This is a genomic window from Ruegeria sp. HKCCD6647-2 (genome assembly GCF_057221075.1).
This window is the reverse complement of record NZ_JBWVBD010000002.1, coordinates 229,956-245,437: the sequence shown is the minus strand read 5'-3', so window position 1 is coordinate 245,437 and position 15,482 is coordinate 229,956. Positions and strand designations below refer to the sequence as shown.

The 15,482-nt window shown below is 56.6% G+C and carries 14 protein-coding genes; 2 read left to right on the top strand and 12 right to left on the bottom strand.

Features of this window, described 5'->3' with window-relative positions; genetic code table 11:
* Positions 1-34: 34 nt before the first annotated feature.
* Together folD and AC2TDJ_RS07280 are read left to right on the top strand one after the other, a co-directional pair.
* On the top strand, positions 35-925 hold the full coding sequence (gene folD, locus AC2TDJ_RS07285; RefSeq protein WP_480840713.1) for a bifunctional methylenetetrahydrofolate dehydrogenase/methenyltetrahydrofolate cyclohydrolase FolD: 891 nt from the start codon (positions 35-37) through the stop codon (positions 923-925).
* Positions 926-1,142: 217 nt separating this feature from the next.
* Positions 1,143-1,880, top strand: a complete 738-nt coding sequence (locus AC2TDJ_RS07280) for a LytTR family DNA-binding domain-containing protein (protein WP_480840711.1) — start codon at positions 1,143-1,145, stop codon at positions 1,878-1,880.
* Between the two features lies 1 nt (position 1,881).
* Here the strand turns inward: AC2TDJ_RS07280 and pdeM are convergent, their stop codons facing one another.
* The 12 genes from pdeM to AC2TDJ_RS07220 all read right to left on the bottom strand — a co-directional run bounded on the left by pdeM (position 1,882) and on the right by AC2TDJ_RS07220 (position 15,422).
* Entirely contained in the window at positions 1,882-2,544 is a 663-nt protein-coding gene (gene pdeM / locus AC2TDJ_RS07275) for a ligase-associated DNA damage response endonuclease PdeM (protein WP_480840709.1), read from the bottom strand.
* Positions 2,545-2,585: 41 nt separating this feature from the next.
* The gene (locus tag AC2TDJ_RS07270; protein ID WP_480840707.1) at positions 2,586-4,997 is read right to left on the bottom strand and encodes a ligase-associated DNA damage response DEXH box helicase; all 2,412 of its coding nucleotides are present in this window, start codon (positions 4,995-4,997) and stop codon (positions 2,586-2,588) included.
* A 40-nt stretch (positions 4,998-5,037) separates the two neighbouring features.
* A complete protein-coding gene (locus AC2TDJ_RS07265; RefSeq protein ID WP_480840705.1) occupies positions 5,038-6,345 on the bottom strand; it encodes a P-loop NTPase family protein in 1,308 nt (435 codons plus the stop codon).
* Positions 6,346-6,461: 116 nt separating this feature from the next.
* Positions 6,462-7,007, bottom strand: a complete 546-nt coding sequence (locus tag AC2TDJ_RS07260) for a prepilin peptidase (protein WP_480840703.1) — start codon at positions 7,005-7,007, stop codon at positions 6,462-6,464.
* 3 nt (positions 7,008-7,010) lie between these two features.
* Positions 7,011-7,862 carry a tetratricopeptide repeat protein gene (locus AC2TDJ_RS07255; protein WP_480840701.1) on the bottom strand — a complete coding sequence of 284 codons (852 nt, stop codon included), beginning with the start codon at positions 7,860-7,862 and terminating at the stop codon, positions 7,011-7,013.
* Between the two features lie 29 nt (positions 7,863-7,891).
* The gene (locus AC2TDJ_RS07250) at positions 7,892-8,416 is read right to left on the bottom strand and encodes a tetratricopeptide repeat protein (RefSeq protein WP_480841429.1); all 525 of its coding nucleotides are present in this window, start codon (positions 8,414-8,416) and stop codon (positions 7,892-7,894) included.
* A gap of 64 nt (positions 8,417-8,480) precedes the next feature.
* Complete coding sequence (locus tag AC2TDJ_RS07245; RefSeq protein ID WP_480840699.1) at positions 8,481-9,479, bottom strand: type II secretion system F family protein; 999 nt, start codon at positions 9,477-9,479, stop codon at positions 8,481-8,483.
* A gap of 10 nt (positions 9,480-9,489) precedes the next feature.
* Positions 9,490-10,458, bottom strand: coding sequence for a type II secretion system F family protein (locus AC2TDJ_RS07240; protein WP_480840697.1), 969 nt, complete (start codon positions 10,456-10,458; stop codon positions 9,490-9,492).
* A gap of 12 nt (positions 10,459-10,470) precedes the next feature.
* The gene (locus AC2TDJ_RS07235) at positions 10,471-11,916 is read right to left on the bottom strand and encodes a TadA family conjugal transfer-associated ATPase (RefSeq protein WP_480840695.1); all 1,446 of its coding nucleotides are present in this window, start codon (positions 11,914-11,916) and stop codon (positions 10,471-10,473) included.
* 17 nt (positions 11,917-11,933) lie between these two features.
* Entirely contained in the window at positions 11,934-13,166 is a 1,233-nt protein-coding gene (locus AC2TDJ_RS07230; protein WP_480840693.1) for a CpaE/TadZ family protein, read from the bottom strand.
* Positions 13,167-13,372: 206 nt separating this feature from the next.
* Positions 13,373-13,999 (bottom strand): OmpA family protein, encoded by a 627-nt coding sequence (locus tag AC2TDJ_RS07225; protein WP_480840691.1) that lies wholly within the window; start codon positions 13,997-13,999, stop codon positions 13,373-13,375.
* A gap of 16 nt (positions 14,000-14,015) precedes the next feature.
* A complete protein-coding gene (locus AC2TDJ_RS07220; protein WP_480840689.1) occupies positions 14,016-15,422 on the bottom strand; it encodes a type II and III secretion system protein family protein in 1,407 nt (468 codons plus the stop codon).
* Positions 15,423-15,482 lie beyond the last annotated feature (60 nt).

Here is a 15,482-nt window from a genome sequence, read left to right as displayed (position 1 = left end):
GCCCGATCCGCTTTTGGAGAGAAGGGATCAAAGGATGGTAGCTGAGGTTATCGACGGTAAGGCCTTTGCCGGCAAAGTACGCGCGCAGGTGGCCGATCAGGTTGCGAAGCTGAAGGAAGAAAACGGCATCACTCCGGGCCTGGCTGTGGTTCTGGTGGGAGAAGACCCGGCGAGCCAGGTATACGTCCGCTCGAAAGGCAAGATGACCGTCGAGGTCGGTATGAACTCGTACGAGCACAAATTGGATGCCGACACCTCCGAAGAGGATCTGCTGACGCTGATCGACAAGCTGAACAACGATCCCACCGTGCATGGTATTCTGGTGCAGCTTCCGCTGCCCAAGCATCTGAACGAAGACCTGGTGATCAATTCCATCGATCCGGCTAAGGATGTCGACGGCTTCCACATCTCCAACGTTGGTCTGCTGGGCACAGGGCAAAAATCGATGGTCCCCTGCACGCCGCTGGGTTGCCTGATGATGCTGCGCGATTATCACGGTTCGCTGTCCGGTTTGGATGCAGTTGTGATCGGGCGCTCTAACATCGTGGGCAAGCCTATGGCGCAACTGCTGCTGGGCGACAGCTGCACCGTGACCATTGCGCATTCGCGTACCAAAGACCTGCCGGATGTTGTGCGCCGTGCCGATATCGTCGTGGCCGCCGTTGGCCGCCCCGAAATGGTGCCCGGTGACTGGATCAAGGAAGGCGCCACAGTGATCGACGTTGGTATCAACCGGATCGAGCGCGACGGCAGGAACAAGCTGGTAGGTGACGTGGACTATGCCAGCGCCTCTGAGCGCGCAGGTGCGATCACGCCGGTGCCGGGTGGTGTTGGGCCAATGACAATTGCCTGCCTGCTGGCCAACACTCTGACCGCATGCTGCCGGGCGAACGGTCTGCCGGAACCCGAAGGCCTGACAGCCTGACGCCAGTCACGCGCGTCGTTGAATGAAAAGGGTCGAAAAGCCGTCGCGCTTTTCGGCCCTTTTTCATGTCCTGACAGCATCACTAATTCGCAAGTTAGTGGGTTTGAATATAAGCCAACCGGTGATAAACCTTCAATTCCAGCCAGTTAAGCTGAGAATCTTCAGGCCGACCGGGGTGTGAAGGCTGGGCCTTGGGCGGAGTTTGTTACTAAGTGCCATGTCGAAACTGAGCCCAATTTTCGTACATTTCAATCTTCAGCGGGTATTGGCCGCTTTCGTGCTTATTCCTCTGTTGGCGTATTCCTTTGCTCCATTTCGAGACGTGAATATCTCCTATCCTGTTCGTCTGGCATTCTGGACCGGTGTCATCGCTCTGGCTCTGACCGTGACATGGGTCGCAGGAAAACTGGTGCGTGAACGTATTCACCACACAACAGTGTACCTTCGCGACGCGGCCTTCGCCTTATTGATTCTAGCTCAGTTTGCGCCGGCGTTGTGGTTGCTGACCTGGCTGGTATTCACGTTCAGTGGCCAGGAATCGCCGGGCCCTTTGATGGTGATGCCGTACGGCGTGATGCTGGCCACTGGTCTGATGCTGATACGGCAACGAGAGGGGGAGGTTTATGATCCGCAACCCCAGCCGGTGCCCCGCCTGTATCGCCGCCTGTCGCCCGGTTTCGATGGTCAGGTGTATCGCCTGACGGTGCGGGACCACTACGTCGATGTTGTCACGTCCGCCGGGATATTCACAATTCGCTCGCGCTTTACCGATGCGATCGAAGAGATGGACCCTGAGCCGGGTTACTGTACCCATAGGTCGCATTGGGTGACGGGTGCAGCTATTGTCGGGGTCGAGAAACAGGGTAGCCGAACTTACCTGAAACTCTGCAACGATGATCTGGTTCCCGTCAGTCGGAAATACCGCCCCGGGCTGGAAAAGGCCGGTTTGCTTTGACCTAGCGAGGCATCGGAATGATCTGGGGTTGAGGTCCGGTCAGAATGGCCTGCGCATCCGGAGCCATCAATGCGGACAGCACCCCGTCAGTGCTGCGCAGCCCGCCGGTATAGGTACCGTAGGCCGGAAGGATCAACTTTCTGCTGTCCATAAGAAACGCGGGGCGGGTGATCGAACGGCCTCTGACGCTTATTCGTGCCTTAGGGTGATAATGACCCGAGATTTCGCATTTGGCGTCTTTTTGCGCGATGTGGCGAAAGGTCAGCGGTCCGCATGACCAATCCGTCAAATGCTCTCCGCCGAGTTCAACCGGACCCGGATCGTGGTTGCCTTCGATCCAGATCCATCGCCGACCTGCCTGCAGAGAAGTAACTTGTAATCTGTCCGCCGTGTCCATTGAGCGGGAAGAATCCAGATCGTCAAAGCTGTCGCCCAGACAGACAACCGTTTTCGCAATCGCCCGTGTCAAATCCGCTGCTAGCCTGTTCAGCGTCTCGCGATTGTCATACGGAGGCAGGGTAGGGCCGCCACGCCGGGCTATACGCTCGGACTTTCCCAAATGCAGATCGGAAACACACAGTAGGTCTTGCTTGGGCCACCACAAAGCGCCTGTCCCCAATGCAATCATGCGCTGGCCGGAAAACGAGAATTCAAAAGCGTTCATGATCTGTTCTTTGCCGTTTCCGTTCGGATTTGCAAGTGGCTTCAACCCATGGTCAGACCGGCCGCGCTCATCAGACGTGCACTTTCTTCCGCCAGCAACCGTTCCTCGGCGGCGCCTTTGACGGGGACTTTCCCAACTTCCAGAAACAGTGGCGCGGCAAGGGGCGAGACACGGTTCAACCGCATCAAGTCGATCCTGTCGCCAATACGGGCAATCATCGCTTCTATTCGCCCGAAATCAACCAAGCCCCGCATGGCTTCTTCTCGGGTAACCTGCATCAGAAGATGGTCGGGGTCGTATTTCAGTAGTGTATCGTAAAGGATGTCGGACGAAAACGTCGCCTGCCGACCCGATTTGCGCTGACCGCCGGTGTTGCGTTCAATCAGACCGGCAATTGTGGCCGAAGCGCGGAAAGTACGTTTCATCACGGCATTCCCTGCCAGCCAAGTCTCCAACCCTTGACGCAGAGCATCCAGATTGAACAAGGGGCGTGGGTCGGTCACCGCATCCAGCCCCCAGATCAGCGTGGCGTAATCCGTGGCTACGAACCCCAGCGGAGCGAGACCCGTTTCCTCCATTCTTTTGGTCAGCAGCAGGCCCAAGGTCTGTTGTGCGTTGCGTCCGGCAAATCCATAGACGCAAAGGTTTTCGCGGCCGTCATTTGGAAAGCTCTCGATCAGCAGCCGGTCGCGTTGGGGCAGGCGGGACATGTCTCGCTGCAGGGCCAGCCAATCCGCCGTGTGGGGCGGAAGCTGCGGCCAGTCAGGCAATGCGAACATGCGCAGAATTCGGTCGCTTAGCTGTGTGGATGTGGCGAACTTCGTGCCCATGAAGGTTGCAATCTTGGGCTTTTTGTCTGCGCGCCGGCTGACTTCGACCACCATTTCGCGCAGGCCTTCGTAACGCACGATCTGCCCGCCGATCAGGAATGTGTCACCGGGCGTAAGTGACGCGGCAAAGCCTTCTTCTATTTCGCCCAGAGGCTTGCCCCCCCGATTGCGTTTCAGGCGAACTTTCAGGGTGTCGGTGTCTTGAATCGTGCCCAGATTCATCCTGATACGTTGCGCCGCCCGGGGATCGCGCAATTGCCATGAACCATCGGGTCGCTGTTGCAGCCGTTGCCAGCGGTCGTAGGCGCGCAGCGCATAGCCACCGGTGGCACAGAAGTCGAGGCAAGCGTCGAACTCGGCCCGGGAAAGATGCGCATAGGGACCGGCATTAGTCATTTCTGCATACAGCGTATCGGCCTGAAACGGACCCGCGGCAGCGGTGATCAATATATGCTGGCACAAGACATCCCTTGGACCCCGGCCGCGCGGTTCACCGTCCAGTTCATGAGCCCTCGCAGCTTCAAGGGCTGCGACGCATTCGACCACCTCAAACCGGTTTGCAGGCACCAGCAGAGCCTTGGAAGGCGCGTTGTAGCGATGGTTCGCGCGTCCGATCCGCTGCACAAGCCGCTTGACGTTCTTGGGCGCGCCAATCTGGATCACCAGATCGACGTCTCCCCAGTCAATGCCCAGGTCCAGACTGCCGGTGCAGATTATCGCGCGCAGGTCTCCGCGTACCATGGCAGCTTCGACCCGTTCGCGCTGTTGTCGGTCGAGGCTGCCGTGATGAATACCGATGGGCAACCCTTCGTCATTGGCAAGCCAGAGATTATGAAAGAATATCTCGGCCTGAGCCCGCGTATTGTGAAAGACCAGCGTTGTTTTGTGGCGCCTGATCTGGTCCAAAACGGCGGGGATCGCATAAGCGGCCCCACCGCCGGACCAGGGTGGCATTTCCGTAGTTTCCAGCATCGAAATGTCGGGGTCGGGACCGGGGTCCGCCTGAATGATTTCACATGGATCCGGATGGCGGGCTAGAAAGCGGGCAATCGCCTCGGGGTCTTCGACAGTAGCGGAAAGCCCGACTCGACGCAGATCTGGGCAGAGGGTCTGAAGGCGCGCCAGAGCCAGCATAAGCTGGTCACCCCTCTTGCTTTCAGCAAGGGCGTGAATCTCGTCGACGATCACTCGCTCCACCCCGGCAAACATGCGCGGCGCGTCTTCATATGAGGTCAACAGAGCCAGGCTTTCGGGCGTCGTCAGCAGGATATGGGGCGGATCCACTCGCTGCCGTTTCTTTTGCGTGGCCGAAGTGTCGCCGGTGCGATCTTCAATCCGGATAGGCAAGCCGATTTGATCAACCGGGATGCGCAGGTTGCGTCGGATATCCGCGGCCAAAGCCTTGAGTGGCGAGACGTATATTGTGTGCAAACCCGAATAAGACCCACCGGACAATTCCGCCAAGGTGGGCAAAAACCCGGCCATGGTCTTGCCGCCACCGGTAGGCGCGATCAGCAAGGTTGCGGGGTCGCGCGCACGGTCGAACATGTCTTGCTGATGTGGGTGGATGGACCAACCCCTGGCGGTGAACCAGTCTTGAATCCGGGCGGGAATCTGCGTCATGGAGGCAGACTACCCGTCTCCGCGCCGGATTGGCATGGCGTTATTTTACGATTTTCTCGTCTTTGACGAACATGTTGGACCAGGCGCGGTCGATCAGGTCCGGGCTCATCTGATAGGGGATGCCCTCGAATTCGCAGATCGAGATCATCTGGTCGATCAGGAAGATCGGTTGATAGTTCGCATAGATGTTGTTGATGGTCGGGTATTTGACCTTCAGCAAATGCACCAGCGCCGCCTCGTCCAGCGGCATACCGCGTTTGCGGGCCACCATTGCAAAGATTTTCAGGAAGTTCTCCTGGTTCGGGCCGTCGATTTTGATCTTGAAGAAGATACGGCGCAGGGCCGCTTGGTCGAAGATTTCATTCGGGTGGAAGTTGGTCGAGAAGATGACCAGCGTATCGAATGGAACCTCGAACTTTTCTCCCGACTGCAGGCCAAGAATGTCCTTACTTTCTTCCAGCGGGACGATCCAACGGTTGATCAACGCCTGGGGCGGTTCCTGCTGACGGCCAAGGTCGTCCACGATGAAGATGCCACCGGTCGATTTCAGCTGCAAAGGCGCCTGATACGTTCGCGCGGTCGGGTTGTAGACCAGGTCAAGCATGCTGAGCGAAAGTTCACCACCGGTCACAACAGTCGGACGTTCGCACTGCACATATCGCGTGTCGAAACGTTTGCGGCGGCGCAGACTGTTGGGGTCGTCGGCTTCCTGTTCAATGGCCGTGTGCACGATCGGGTCGTAAACGGTGATCACCTGACCGGAATATTCGATGGCGCGCGGGACATAAACATTGTCCCCCAGCGCGTCGCGAATCCCGTTAGAAATCGACGATTTACCGTTACCCGGCGGGCCATACATCAGGATCGAACGTCCGGCGCTAACCGCCGGACCCAGATGATCCAGCAAGCTGTCGGGCAGGACCAGATGGCCCATCGCACCTGTCAGTTGATCTCGGGTGACCTGAATGTTGCGGATCGACTGACGCTTTACCTGCTCGCGATACACGTCAAGCGGTACAGGCATGGCGCCGAAATATTCCGACTGGCTGAGCGCATCCAGAGCACGCGCCTTGCCGGCGTCGGTCAATTGGTACCCCATCTCGTTGCCGCTGTTGGCATTCAGCGTGCCGGTTGCCTCGATCAGCTTCTGTTCGCGCGCGATGTCGATCAGTTCCTGGGTCACGGAACCCGGTAGGCAGATCGCCTCGGCCACTTCGGTGACGGTATTCACGTTTTTGCGAAAGATTGTTTTCAGCAGAATATCCCGCATCATCACCAGCGGGAGTTGCATTTCGCCCAACCCTTTGGGGGCAGGAGGGGCCATAACGGCGGTGGTCTGCATATTCATGAGCGTCGCTCGTCTGTCCTGTCGTCACACCAATCGCCCCACGCGGGGCAGCTTGGGAAAATGTGGCGCGGATTTGTGGCATGACCAAGGCGCAGGCAAGGCGGGCTTATGATTGTTTACGATCCGTTAATTATGCCCAGAATCAAATAGATGGACAGCGCGCCGGCCAATGTGAAACCCATGGGGAACTTCTTGCCGCTGTCCCAGCTTTCCCAATGTGGCGCGATTTGGCGCAACCTTGTGTGTTTTGCCAGCCTGTGTGCGGCAACAGAGGCAAGCGTCGTTGCCATCAGGATGATCAGAACCAGAAGCACGTCTCCCAGCCAGATAAACGGGGCCGCAGCGGCACAAAACTTGGCGTCCCCGGCCCCCATGACACCGGCTGCGTTCAAAACAATCCCGATCAGCAAAACAACAATGATATGAAGCAGTTGCCAGACATATACGGGCAGGGTCAAAGCCAGTGGCCCAACATTGCCCGAGACCCACGCTCCGGACCACGGAGGCAGCACGAAAAAACCTACGACGACGAAGACCAGCGCCAGCACCAAAACTGCATGGTTCTTGATCCGCATTTCACGCATGTCCGTGAACGCCACGTAAAAGCAGATCGGCAGCACAAAAGGTAAGAACCATGCCGCCGCCAGCGCCGGTATGGCCATGGATCAGGCTTCCTCGAGCGCGCGGAGAGAGCGGACAGCTTCGTCGTAGTGCTGAGGATGCGTGGCGATTGCCTCGCGGAACAGGTTTTTGGCTGTTTTAATGTCGCCCTGTTTGACCGCCGAGATGGCCATCGTGTTCAACAGGTGCGCACGCTCGGTCTGACTCATTGGAACAACCGGTAGGCTGTATTTCCGCTGCGCGCTGCGCGCCAGGACGAGGTTGTTTTTTGCAGTGAACAGGGAATTGTCCTGGCGGACTGCTTCTGTAAACAGGCGTTCAGCCTCGGAATACTGACCCCGGGTCAACTTGGAATATCCCCAGTTGTTCATGACACCGGCCGGGCGCGTTGTCAGGCCCACAGCGGTTTCATAAAACTGATCCGCACGTTTCCAGTCCTTGTTCGAGTCGGCGACGACAGCCTCAAGCCGATACCTTTTGAATGTTTCATAGGTCGGAGGAATGGAATCCAGCGTCGTCTTGGCGCCGTTCCAGTTGCCGCTGCGCACCAACGCATCGGCGTACTCGACTTTGTCCGCGTTGCTTGCACCCTTCATTTGAGTGACACGCTTCCATGCGGCGGCGGCCTCGGTGCTGCGTTTGGCCCGCGTGAGAGAGAAAGCCAGCCCACGCTGCAGGTCTATTCTGTCGGGATTCTTGGCCGCCGCGCCCTGGAAATAGGTTACGGCTTCGTTCGGATTGGCGGCGCTCAGCATCACGTCATTCAGGTTGGTCTCGTCAATGACGTTCACTTCCTGAAAGGTGCGTTCGACCTTTTCCTCTTCGGTTTCTTTTGCACAGGCGGTCAGAACCACCCCGCACGCAACGATGGTCGGAATCAAGAAGGGTTGGCGCATTTTTGCGTCCTCTACTGCTCTTGCCTCTGTTACTGGATTTTACGCAACAGGAATTCTCCGTTCCCTTGTTGCTCCAGCTCAAATTCTTGTTCTTTAGGGGTATTATTAGCAGGATTTTCCATTTTTGCGAGTGCTAACCGCAGATTGTCACGGATTGCGTCACTTTCGCCATTGTCCAGCGCGTAAGCCTGCCGAAAGACCTGTGCCGCTTCGGCGTATTCACCGGTTTCCATCAAAAAGACACCAAGATTGTTCCAGGCCACGGGCCAATCTGGTTCGTTTTTGACAGCACGACGCAACAGAGGTTCCGCTTGCCCTAGCCGGCGCAGCCCCAGATTTGCCGTGCCGATGGATGTCAGAACTTCAGGCGTCATCCCTTCGTTCAGGGCAGCACGGGTAAATGATTCAAGCGCCAGTTCATATTCGCCCGCAGCCATCAAACGATTGCCAACCGCGATTTCATCAATGGGTGCCCCTTTTGGATCAACCCCTGGTGCGAAAGGATCGTCGCCGAATCCGTCATCTGTGCAAGAGGCCACCATGGCGAATACCATGATGGCCTGAGCTGCATTTCGAAGCCGTCCGAGGGCAGCAGAAATTGCCGGGTTCATCGGGGTGTCAAAGTCCGGTGGTTGTTCCACCGCCGCTGCCGAACTCCGTAAGACCTTTTGCCGAAGGACCCACAAGAATGACCAGCAACGGAGGCACGGTCAGCATCATTGTGGCAAGTGTCATTTTGGTTGGCAACTTGTTCGCGGCCTCTTCGGCGCGCATCACGCGCTTGTCACGCATTTCTCCGGCGTAGACCCGCAATGCCTCGGCGATTGATGTACCGAATGTTGCCGACTGAATCATCACGGTGACAAAGGCACTGACGTCCTGCACGCCACATCGTGTCGCAAAATCACGCAAGACCGAGTCCTTTTCTTTACCCGCCTTCATTTCGTGGGCGACAACTTCGAACTCGAGCGCGATGTCGGGGTAGGACGCCTTCATTTCCGAAGCGACGCGCACAATGGCCTGATCCAGGGACTGGCCGGCCTCGACACAGACCAGCATCAGATCCAGAGTGTCCGGGAAGCCGGCTGTGATTGCCTCTTCACGTTCGGCCACGCGACGGGTGATCCAATACTTGGGAATGAAATAGCCGATGGCGCCAGGAACAAGGACCCGGATCAGAAGTTGCTGAGCATCGAATTCCTGATCGCCGGCAAAGACGGTCACCAACAGGACTCCAATCAGAAGCCCGGCCAATCCCAACGCAAACTGGGCGAAATGAAAAAACCGCACCGCGTCTTTGGATTGATACCCCGCCTGACGAAGTTTGAGTTGCACCGCCGAGTATTCTTCCTGACTCTTCGGCTCTAGGAAGTTCGCAAACTTCTCAAGTTGTTCGTTCTGTCCCGAGTTGCGGAGGCGCTCTTTCTTGTCTTTCTTGCTTTTCTTGGGCGGAGTATTGGACCGCTGCAGTTTCTTTAACGGGTCTTCCGGCTGATTCAGGATCATCGGAATGGTGATCAGGATCATGAAAAGACCCAAGACCCCGATAACGATCAGAGGGCCGAACTCACCAAGGTGTTGTGTCAGAAACTCATTTGCTTGCGAAAGGATTTCCATGGCAGTGACCTCAGACCTTGATGTTGGTGAGAATGCGCATGACGATCAGATTCAACGTCAGCATGATGCCGACAAAGAAACATGCCGGAATGAAATACGGGTGATCCAGAACCGAGTCATAGTAGTTCGGATCCTTGACCAGAATGAACACCAGACAGGCCACGGGAAAGCCGGACAGGAATTTCCCTGACCACTGTGCTTCGGCGGTGATCGCCTTGACGCGGCGGAACAGGCGGAACCGGGCGCGGATCACTTTGGCCAGGCCGGCCAGAATTTCAGCAAGGTTACCACCAGATTGCTGCTGAATGGACACCGCAACCGCAAGAAAGCGCAAATCCTGCATATCCAGGCGTTCAGCCATTTCCTTGAGTGCTTCGCCGACTTCCCGACCATAGGCAACTTCGTCCGAAATCACGCCGAACTCCGTCGCCAGAGGGTCTTCGACCTCTGACGCGACAATCTGAACGGAAGATGCGAAAGGGTTACCGACACGCAACGAGCGGACCATCAGTTCCACTGCGTCCGGAAGCTGCTCTTCAATCAGAGCCATCCGCTTTTTGGCCTTGTTGTTGACCCAGGCATAGACAGCACCAACACCGATGGCGACCGAAATCGCTGCACGCAGGGCAGCGTCAGTCGCCGTACCGATGCTAAGCGCCATGAAAGCCATGCCCGAAACCAGGGCCATGATCATGATCAGTTGCCGTGGGCTGAAAGCGATCGCAGCTTTCTGCGCCTTGTCCGCCAGCAGGGAATAAAGCGGAATGCTCTGGCTTTTCATGTGCTGCCGCATTTCCTTGCGCAGCTGTTCCAGAACCTGTTCGCGACCGACACCCTTGTCGATCATGTCGAGGCGGCGGTTGACCCGGCTGTTCAGGCTGATGGATTTTCCGAAGGCGACCAGATAGATACCTTCGACCAGAGCAAGAACGCCGACAAATATGGCGACATAGATAAGCGCCTCTGTTGGGAGTTGCATAACCCTGGTCTCCTACATCGTGGTTGGGTCGTAGATGGACGCCGGCAGATCAAAGCCCCACAGACGGAAGCGTTCCGAGAAGTGGCTGCGCACACCTGTTCCCGTGAAATGGCCGATGATCTTGTTGTCCGGAGTAAGTCCAACGCGTTGAAATTTAAAAATTTCCTGCATCGAGATCACGTCGCCTTCCATACCGGTGATCTCGGTGATCGAGGTCATGCGGCGCGAACCGTCCTGCAGGCGGCTGGCCTGTACAATCAGGTTCACAGCCGAGGCAATCTGACTACGCACCGCCTTGATCGGCATTTCGATCCCGGCCATGGCGATCATGTTTTCCAGACGCGAGATCCCGTCACGGGCCGAGTTGGCGTGGATCGTGGTCATCGAGCCGTCGTGACCGGTGTTCATGGCCTGCAACATGTCGATCACTTCGGCGCCGCGTGTCTCGCCCACGATAATGCGGTCGGGGCGCATACGCAGGGCGTTCTTCAGACAGTCGCGTGGGCTGACTTCCCCTTTGCCTTCGACGTTTGGCGGGCGGCTTTCCATCCGACCCACATGCGTCTGTTGAAGCTGGAGTTCCGCTGTGTCCTCGATGGTCAGGATACGTTCAGCGTCGTCGATAAAACTGGAAAGTGCGTTCAGCGTCGTCGTTTTACCGGAACCGGTACCGCCCGAAACGATGATGTTCAGGCGGGTGGACACGGCAGCCTGCAAATAGGCGGCCATTTCCTCGGTAAACGCGCCGAAACTAACCAGATCGTCAATGCCCAGCTTGTCTTTTTTGAACTTACGAATGGAAACCAACGAACCATCCACCGCGATTGGCGGCACCATGGCGTTGAAACGCGAGCCGTCGGCCAGACGGGCGTCAACATACGGGTTGGATTCATCGACACGACGACCCACGGCGGACACGATCTTGTCGATGATCCGCATCAGGTGCTTTTCGTCCTTGAATGTAATGTCGCTGATTTCCAGCTTGCCCGCGCGTTCCACGAAAATCTGTTGCGGGCCGTTCACCAGAATATCGTTGACGGAATCGTCTTGTAGAAGGGTCTCAAGCGGTCCCAACCCTGTGACTTCGTCATAGAGCTCTTTGTTCAGCTGCGTGCGGTCTTCACGGTTAAGAACAATGTTGCGGGCTTCCAGAACTTCGCTTGCAATCGCACTGATCTCGGCCCGCAATTCTGCCTCAGCGGCATTTTCCAGCGCAGCGAGGTTGAGATTTTCGAGCAGTTCCCGGTGCAGTTCCAGCTTGATCTCGCCCAAACGCTCTTTGCGTTTACGCTCTTTGTCGGTGCCGACAACCTCGGCCACCTTTTTCTTGATCGGTTTCCGAACCATTGCCGTGCTTTGCGAAACCTGTGCTTCAGGTGTAGTCGCAGCGGTTGCCTGAGCTTGTGGTTGCGCATCTACTGGCTGCGCGGCGGGTTGTTTCTTGTATCTTGAAAACACGGCGGCTCCCCTTCGTGCTATGCGGCCTCGGCGCTGCTGCTGCCCAGGCTATGAAGCGATTGCGCTAGCTTTGCGATTTCCCGTCGAAGCGGGTTTTTCGCGGCGGAACTTGCCAGGGGCAGACCGTGGTCACCGCTTTGCATGACCTGCTTGCCACCATCCGGCAGAAGCAAGTCAATCGAAATGCCCAGGCTTTCGCCCATGCGTTTGACCCGACCCTTGCCGCTGAGATCAGTGAATTTGGGTGCCCGGTTCATCGCAAACCGCAGCTTGTTGAACGGAAGTTCCTCGGCCTGCAGCGCGCGTTTCAGTCGCAGCGCGTTCTGGGCAGATCGCATGTCCAGTTCGAGCAAAGCAAAATAAACATGGGCGGCCTGCAAAACTGTTTCGGACCAATGCACCAACGTTTTCGGCATGTCGATAACCACATAGTCAAAATGCGCGCGGGCCGTGTCGATCACCCGCTGGACGTCTTCGGGCGTGATAATGTCCAACGGAACCATATCGGAGGGTGCCGTGAGGACCTGAAGCTTTTCTTCGAATGTCTGCAGTGACGTACCAAAGACTTCCTCGTCCATAGTGTCAGTGTCCGACAGCATTTCAAACACTGCCTCGTGCCGGGGAAGGTCCAGATAAGTCGAAACGGTACCGTACTGCAGATCCAGATCGATCAAACAGACCTTGGGTGCGTCTTTGTCAGATACAGTCGCAAGTTCCCAGGCAAGGTTGACGGCCAAAGTTGTTGCACCCACGCCACCGGCCAGTCCCTGTACAACAAACAGGGCGCCTTCCTTCGCTGAACTGTCCGACAGAGTAACTGCAGCCTGAGGGGCGACGACCGGATCGGGTTGATTCATCCGATCTATAGCTTCCTGCAATTCACCTTCGGGAAGCGGGTAGGGGACAAATTCGTCTGCACCTCTGCGCAGCAGCTGGTGCAGTGAAGCAGGCGTCACATCTTCTGCGATCAATACGACCTTGATGCCTTTTTCTTTGGCCTGCGTAATGATCTCACCCATCAGGGTCAGGTTGTCTTCGTCCTCGCCATCAAGGGCCAGAGCAATAAACTGCAACGACTCGGCCTCGGGCTGGCTAAAAAATGCGAGTGCTTCGGCAAATCCCAGGTCACCCCACCTTTCCCCCAGCGAGGCTTCCATATCTTCGATAAGAAGATCGAAATTCTGAACGTCCCGGCTGACGGTGCAGGCCAGAATGCTTGTATTTTCGTCTTGCGGCGTCGCGCTCGTCATTAACACAATCCTCGTAGAGAGGGCTGAGCAAACCGCACAATCTTTGGAAGAAATGTTCTGGTCTGCTGTCGCCCTGGTGCGGTCAATCCTGGCCGCAGGTCACCCTATTGTTTTCAATGTCGCTTGAAAGTTGGGCGAGATTTAGGCGCAAAAGAACCAATTGTTGGGAATTGGGCGACGATGCCGCCCAATCACGTTTTATTGTCTTACTCGTCGCCACCGCCGAGATCGGGCTGCCAAGTCAATTCGCTTCTTGGTACGGCGCTCTCGACATATTCTCGGTAAATGACTTCGGCGTATTTACCATCCAAAAGCTGCGGATGCCGATCAACGAAACCGGAAACTGAGGTGACTGTGCGGCGATTACGCCGATCCCTGTTCGGTGTATCGATCAGGGGTCTGGACTTACCGAAGGAAACAACCGCTTCCAACCTGTTCCGCGAGATGCCCTGCCGGGTAAGGAATGCAACCGCCGCATTGGCGCGGCGCTGGCCCAAGGCTTTGTTATAGGCCACAGACCCTACGGCGTCGGTGTGGCCGTATACACGGAACCGAGCCTCTGGGAATTGTTTGATCCAATCGGCCTGCTGCAACAGAATACGTTGAGCCGATGCATCAAGCTGTGCACTGTCAAAGGCAAAGTTGATCTGTGTTGGAACCTCGGCGGCAAAACGCTGGCCCAGGATTTGTGCATAGGACAATTCACCGTTTGTAACCTGGATATTGTTCAGTGTCGCATTTCCGAATGCGCCCTGGTCAATCTCATAGCCGGCTTCGCGGGTGCAACCTGCGAATGAGGCGGTAAGACCCAGGATGATGATCCACTTCTGCATTGGTCAATCCTCCCAATCAATCCAGGACGTAGCCGTAGGAGCTGCCAAAGTCCTGTTTGGCCACTTCTGAGGCTGCGCCGTTGCCCGCGCGCTCTGTTCGTGCGGTTTGGCCGTTAATGAACAGGTCAAACTCGCTGGGCGGTTTCACGCGGTCCGTGGGCAGGGCAAGCGCCTCGCCCCGAGTCGGTGTCACCAGATGCACGGTAATGATAATTACCAGTTCACTTTGCTCACGTTGGTATTGAGCACTGCGGAACAGCGCGCCCAGAATGGGTACGTCACCCAGCCATGGAATCTGATTGTTCAGATCGGTGAAATCATCCTGAAGCAGACCTGCAATCGCAAAACTCTCACCATCGCGCAGTTCAACTGTTGTGCTGGTCTGACGAACAATGAATGTCGGAACGGGATCGCCGTTGATGGACGTGTTGGAGTTGGGGTCGATACTCGAAACACCGGCGGTCAGTTCGAGATTGATCAGGTTTCCATCCACGACACGAGGAACAAAGTCGAGCTGGACCCCGAACGGACGGTACTCGATTGCGACCACACCATCGCCCTGCGGCACTGGAATCGGGACTTCTCCGCCTGCAAGGAATATCGCTTCCTGACCGGAAAGCGCAGACAGGTTTGGTTCCGCGAGACTGCGAACCATCCCTTTGGATTCAAGGGCTTCCAGCAACAACCGGACCTGCGTCGATCCAGCGCCAAAGCCAAACAGAATTGCGCCTGTGTTGGTTTGGGTTAACGGGATATTATTATTCAAAGCGTTGGTCAGCGCACCCTGCGTGTTCAAAGTATTGAAGCCACCAGTGACATCGCCACCACCGAAACCGAGTGATGCCGTCAGGCTCTTGGCGACGGACCGGTTCATTTCGGCAAAGCGCACTTTGAGCATCACTTGCTGAACGCCGCCGACATTCATCAGGTTCGAAACACGCTCGGGTGCATACCGCTCGGCGAGTTCTAGGGCACGGGCCAGTTTCGCGCTGCTGGACACTGTACCGGACAGCACGATCCCGTCATTTGCGGTGCGAACCTCGATTTGTTCGCTAGGCAAAATCTGACGCAGCCGTTCTTTAAATTCTGTGACATCCGGTGAAACACGAACCTGAACATTCGTGATCAGGTTACCGGCACCGTCAAACAGCGTCAGCGTCGTCAGACCCGGCGCCTTACCCAGAACATAAATTGTGCGTTCTGAAAGCGATGAGATATCCGCGATACCAGCGTTCGCGATACTGAGTTCAGCGAAGGGGACTTCGCTTTCCACTACGATCGCGCGGTTAATGGGGACATCCAGCGATTCCGCCGTCCCCTTTTTCACCACGCGAAGATTTTCAGCCCAAGCGGCGTCGCCGATCGGACCCATAACAAGCGTCAACCCCATCAGGGTTGCGCTGATCCAGGAACGTATTGTCATGTGACCTGCCTCTCCGATCACCACTATGTTTTTTCGGGTCTTGTGCCCTATGTCTCGGAA

Bases quoted from the DNA above. Each gene is read 5' to 3' on its own strand.
- folD (WP_480840713.1), top strand. From the start codon at position 35: ATGGTAGCTGAGGTTATCGACGGTAAGGCCTTTGCCGGCAAAGTACGC.
- AC2TDJ_RS07280 (WP_480840711.1), top strand. From the start codon at position 1,143: ATGTCGAAACTGAGCCCAATTTTCGTACATTTCAATCTTCAGCGGGTA.
- pdeM (WP_480840709.1), bottom strand. From the start codon at position 2,544: ATGAACGCTTTTGAATTCTCGTTTTCCGGCCAGCGCATGATTGCATTG.
- AC2TDJ_RS07270 (WP_480840707.1), bottom strand. From the start codon at position 4,997: ATGACGCAGATTCCCGCCCGGATTCAAGACTGGTTCACCGCCAGGGGT.
- AC2TDJ_RS07265 (WP_480840705.1), bottom strand. From the start codon at position 6,345: ATGAATATGCAGACCACCGCCGTTATGGCCCCTCCTGCCCCCAAAGGG.
- AC2TDJ_RS07260 (WP_480840703.1), bottom strand. From the start codon at position 7,007: ATGGCCATACCGGCGCTGGCGGCGGCATGGTTCTTACCTTTTGTGCTG.
- AC2TDJ_RS07255 (WP_480840701.1), bottom strand. From the start codon at position 7,862: ATGCGCCAACCCTTCTTGATTCCGACCATCGTTGCGTGCGGGGTGGTT.
- AC2TDJ_RS07250 (WP_480841429.1), bottom strand. From the start codon at position 8,416: ATGGTATTCGCCATGGTGGCCTCTTGCACAGATGACGGATTCGGCGAC.
- AC2TDJ_RS07245 (WP_480840699.1), bottom strand. From the start codon at position 9,479: ATGGAAATCCTTTCGCAAGCAAATGAGTTTCTGACACAACACCTTGGT.
- AC2TDJ_RS07240 (WP_480840697.1), bottom strand. From the start codon at position 10,458: ATGCAACTCCCAACAGAGGCGCTTATCTATGTCGCCATATTTGTCGGC.
- AC2TDJ_RS07230 (WP_480840693.1), bottom strand. From the start codon at position 13,166: ATGACGAGCGCGACGCCGCAAGACGAAAATACAAGCATTCTGGCCTGC.
- AC2TDJ_RS07225 (WP_480840691.1), bottom strand. From the start codon at position 13,999: ATGCAGAAGTGGATCATCATCCTGGGTCTTACCGCCTCATTCGCAGGT.
- AC2TDJ_RS07220 (WP_480840689.1), bottom strand. From the start codon at position 15,422: ATGACAATACGTTCCTGGATCAGCGCAACCCTGATGGGGTTGACGCTT.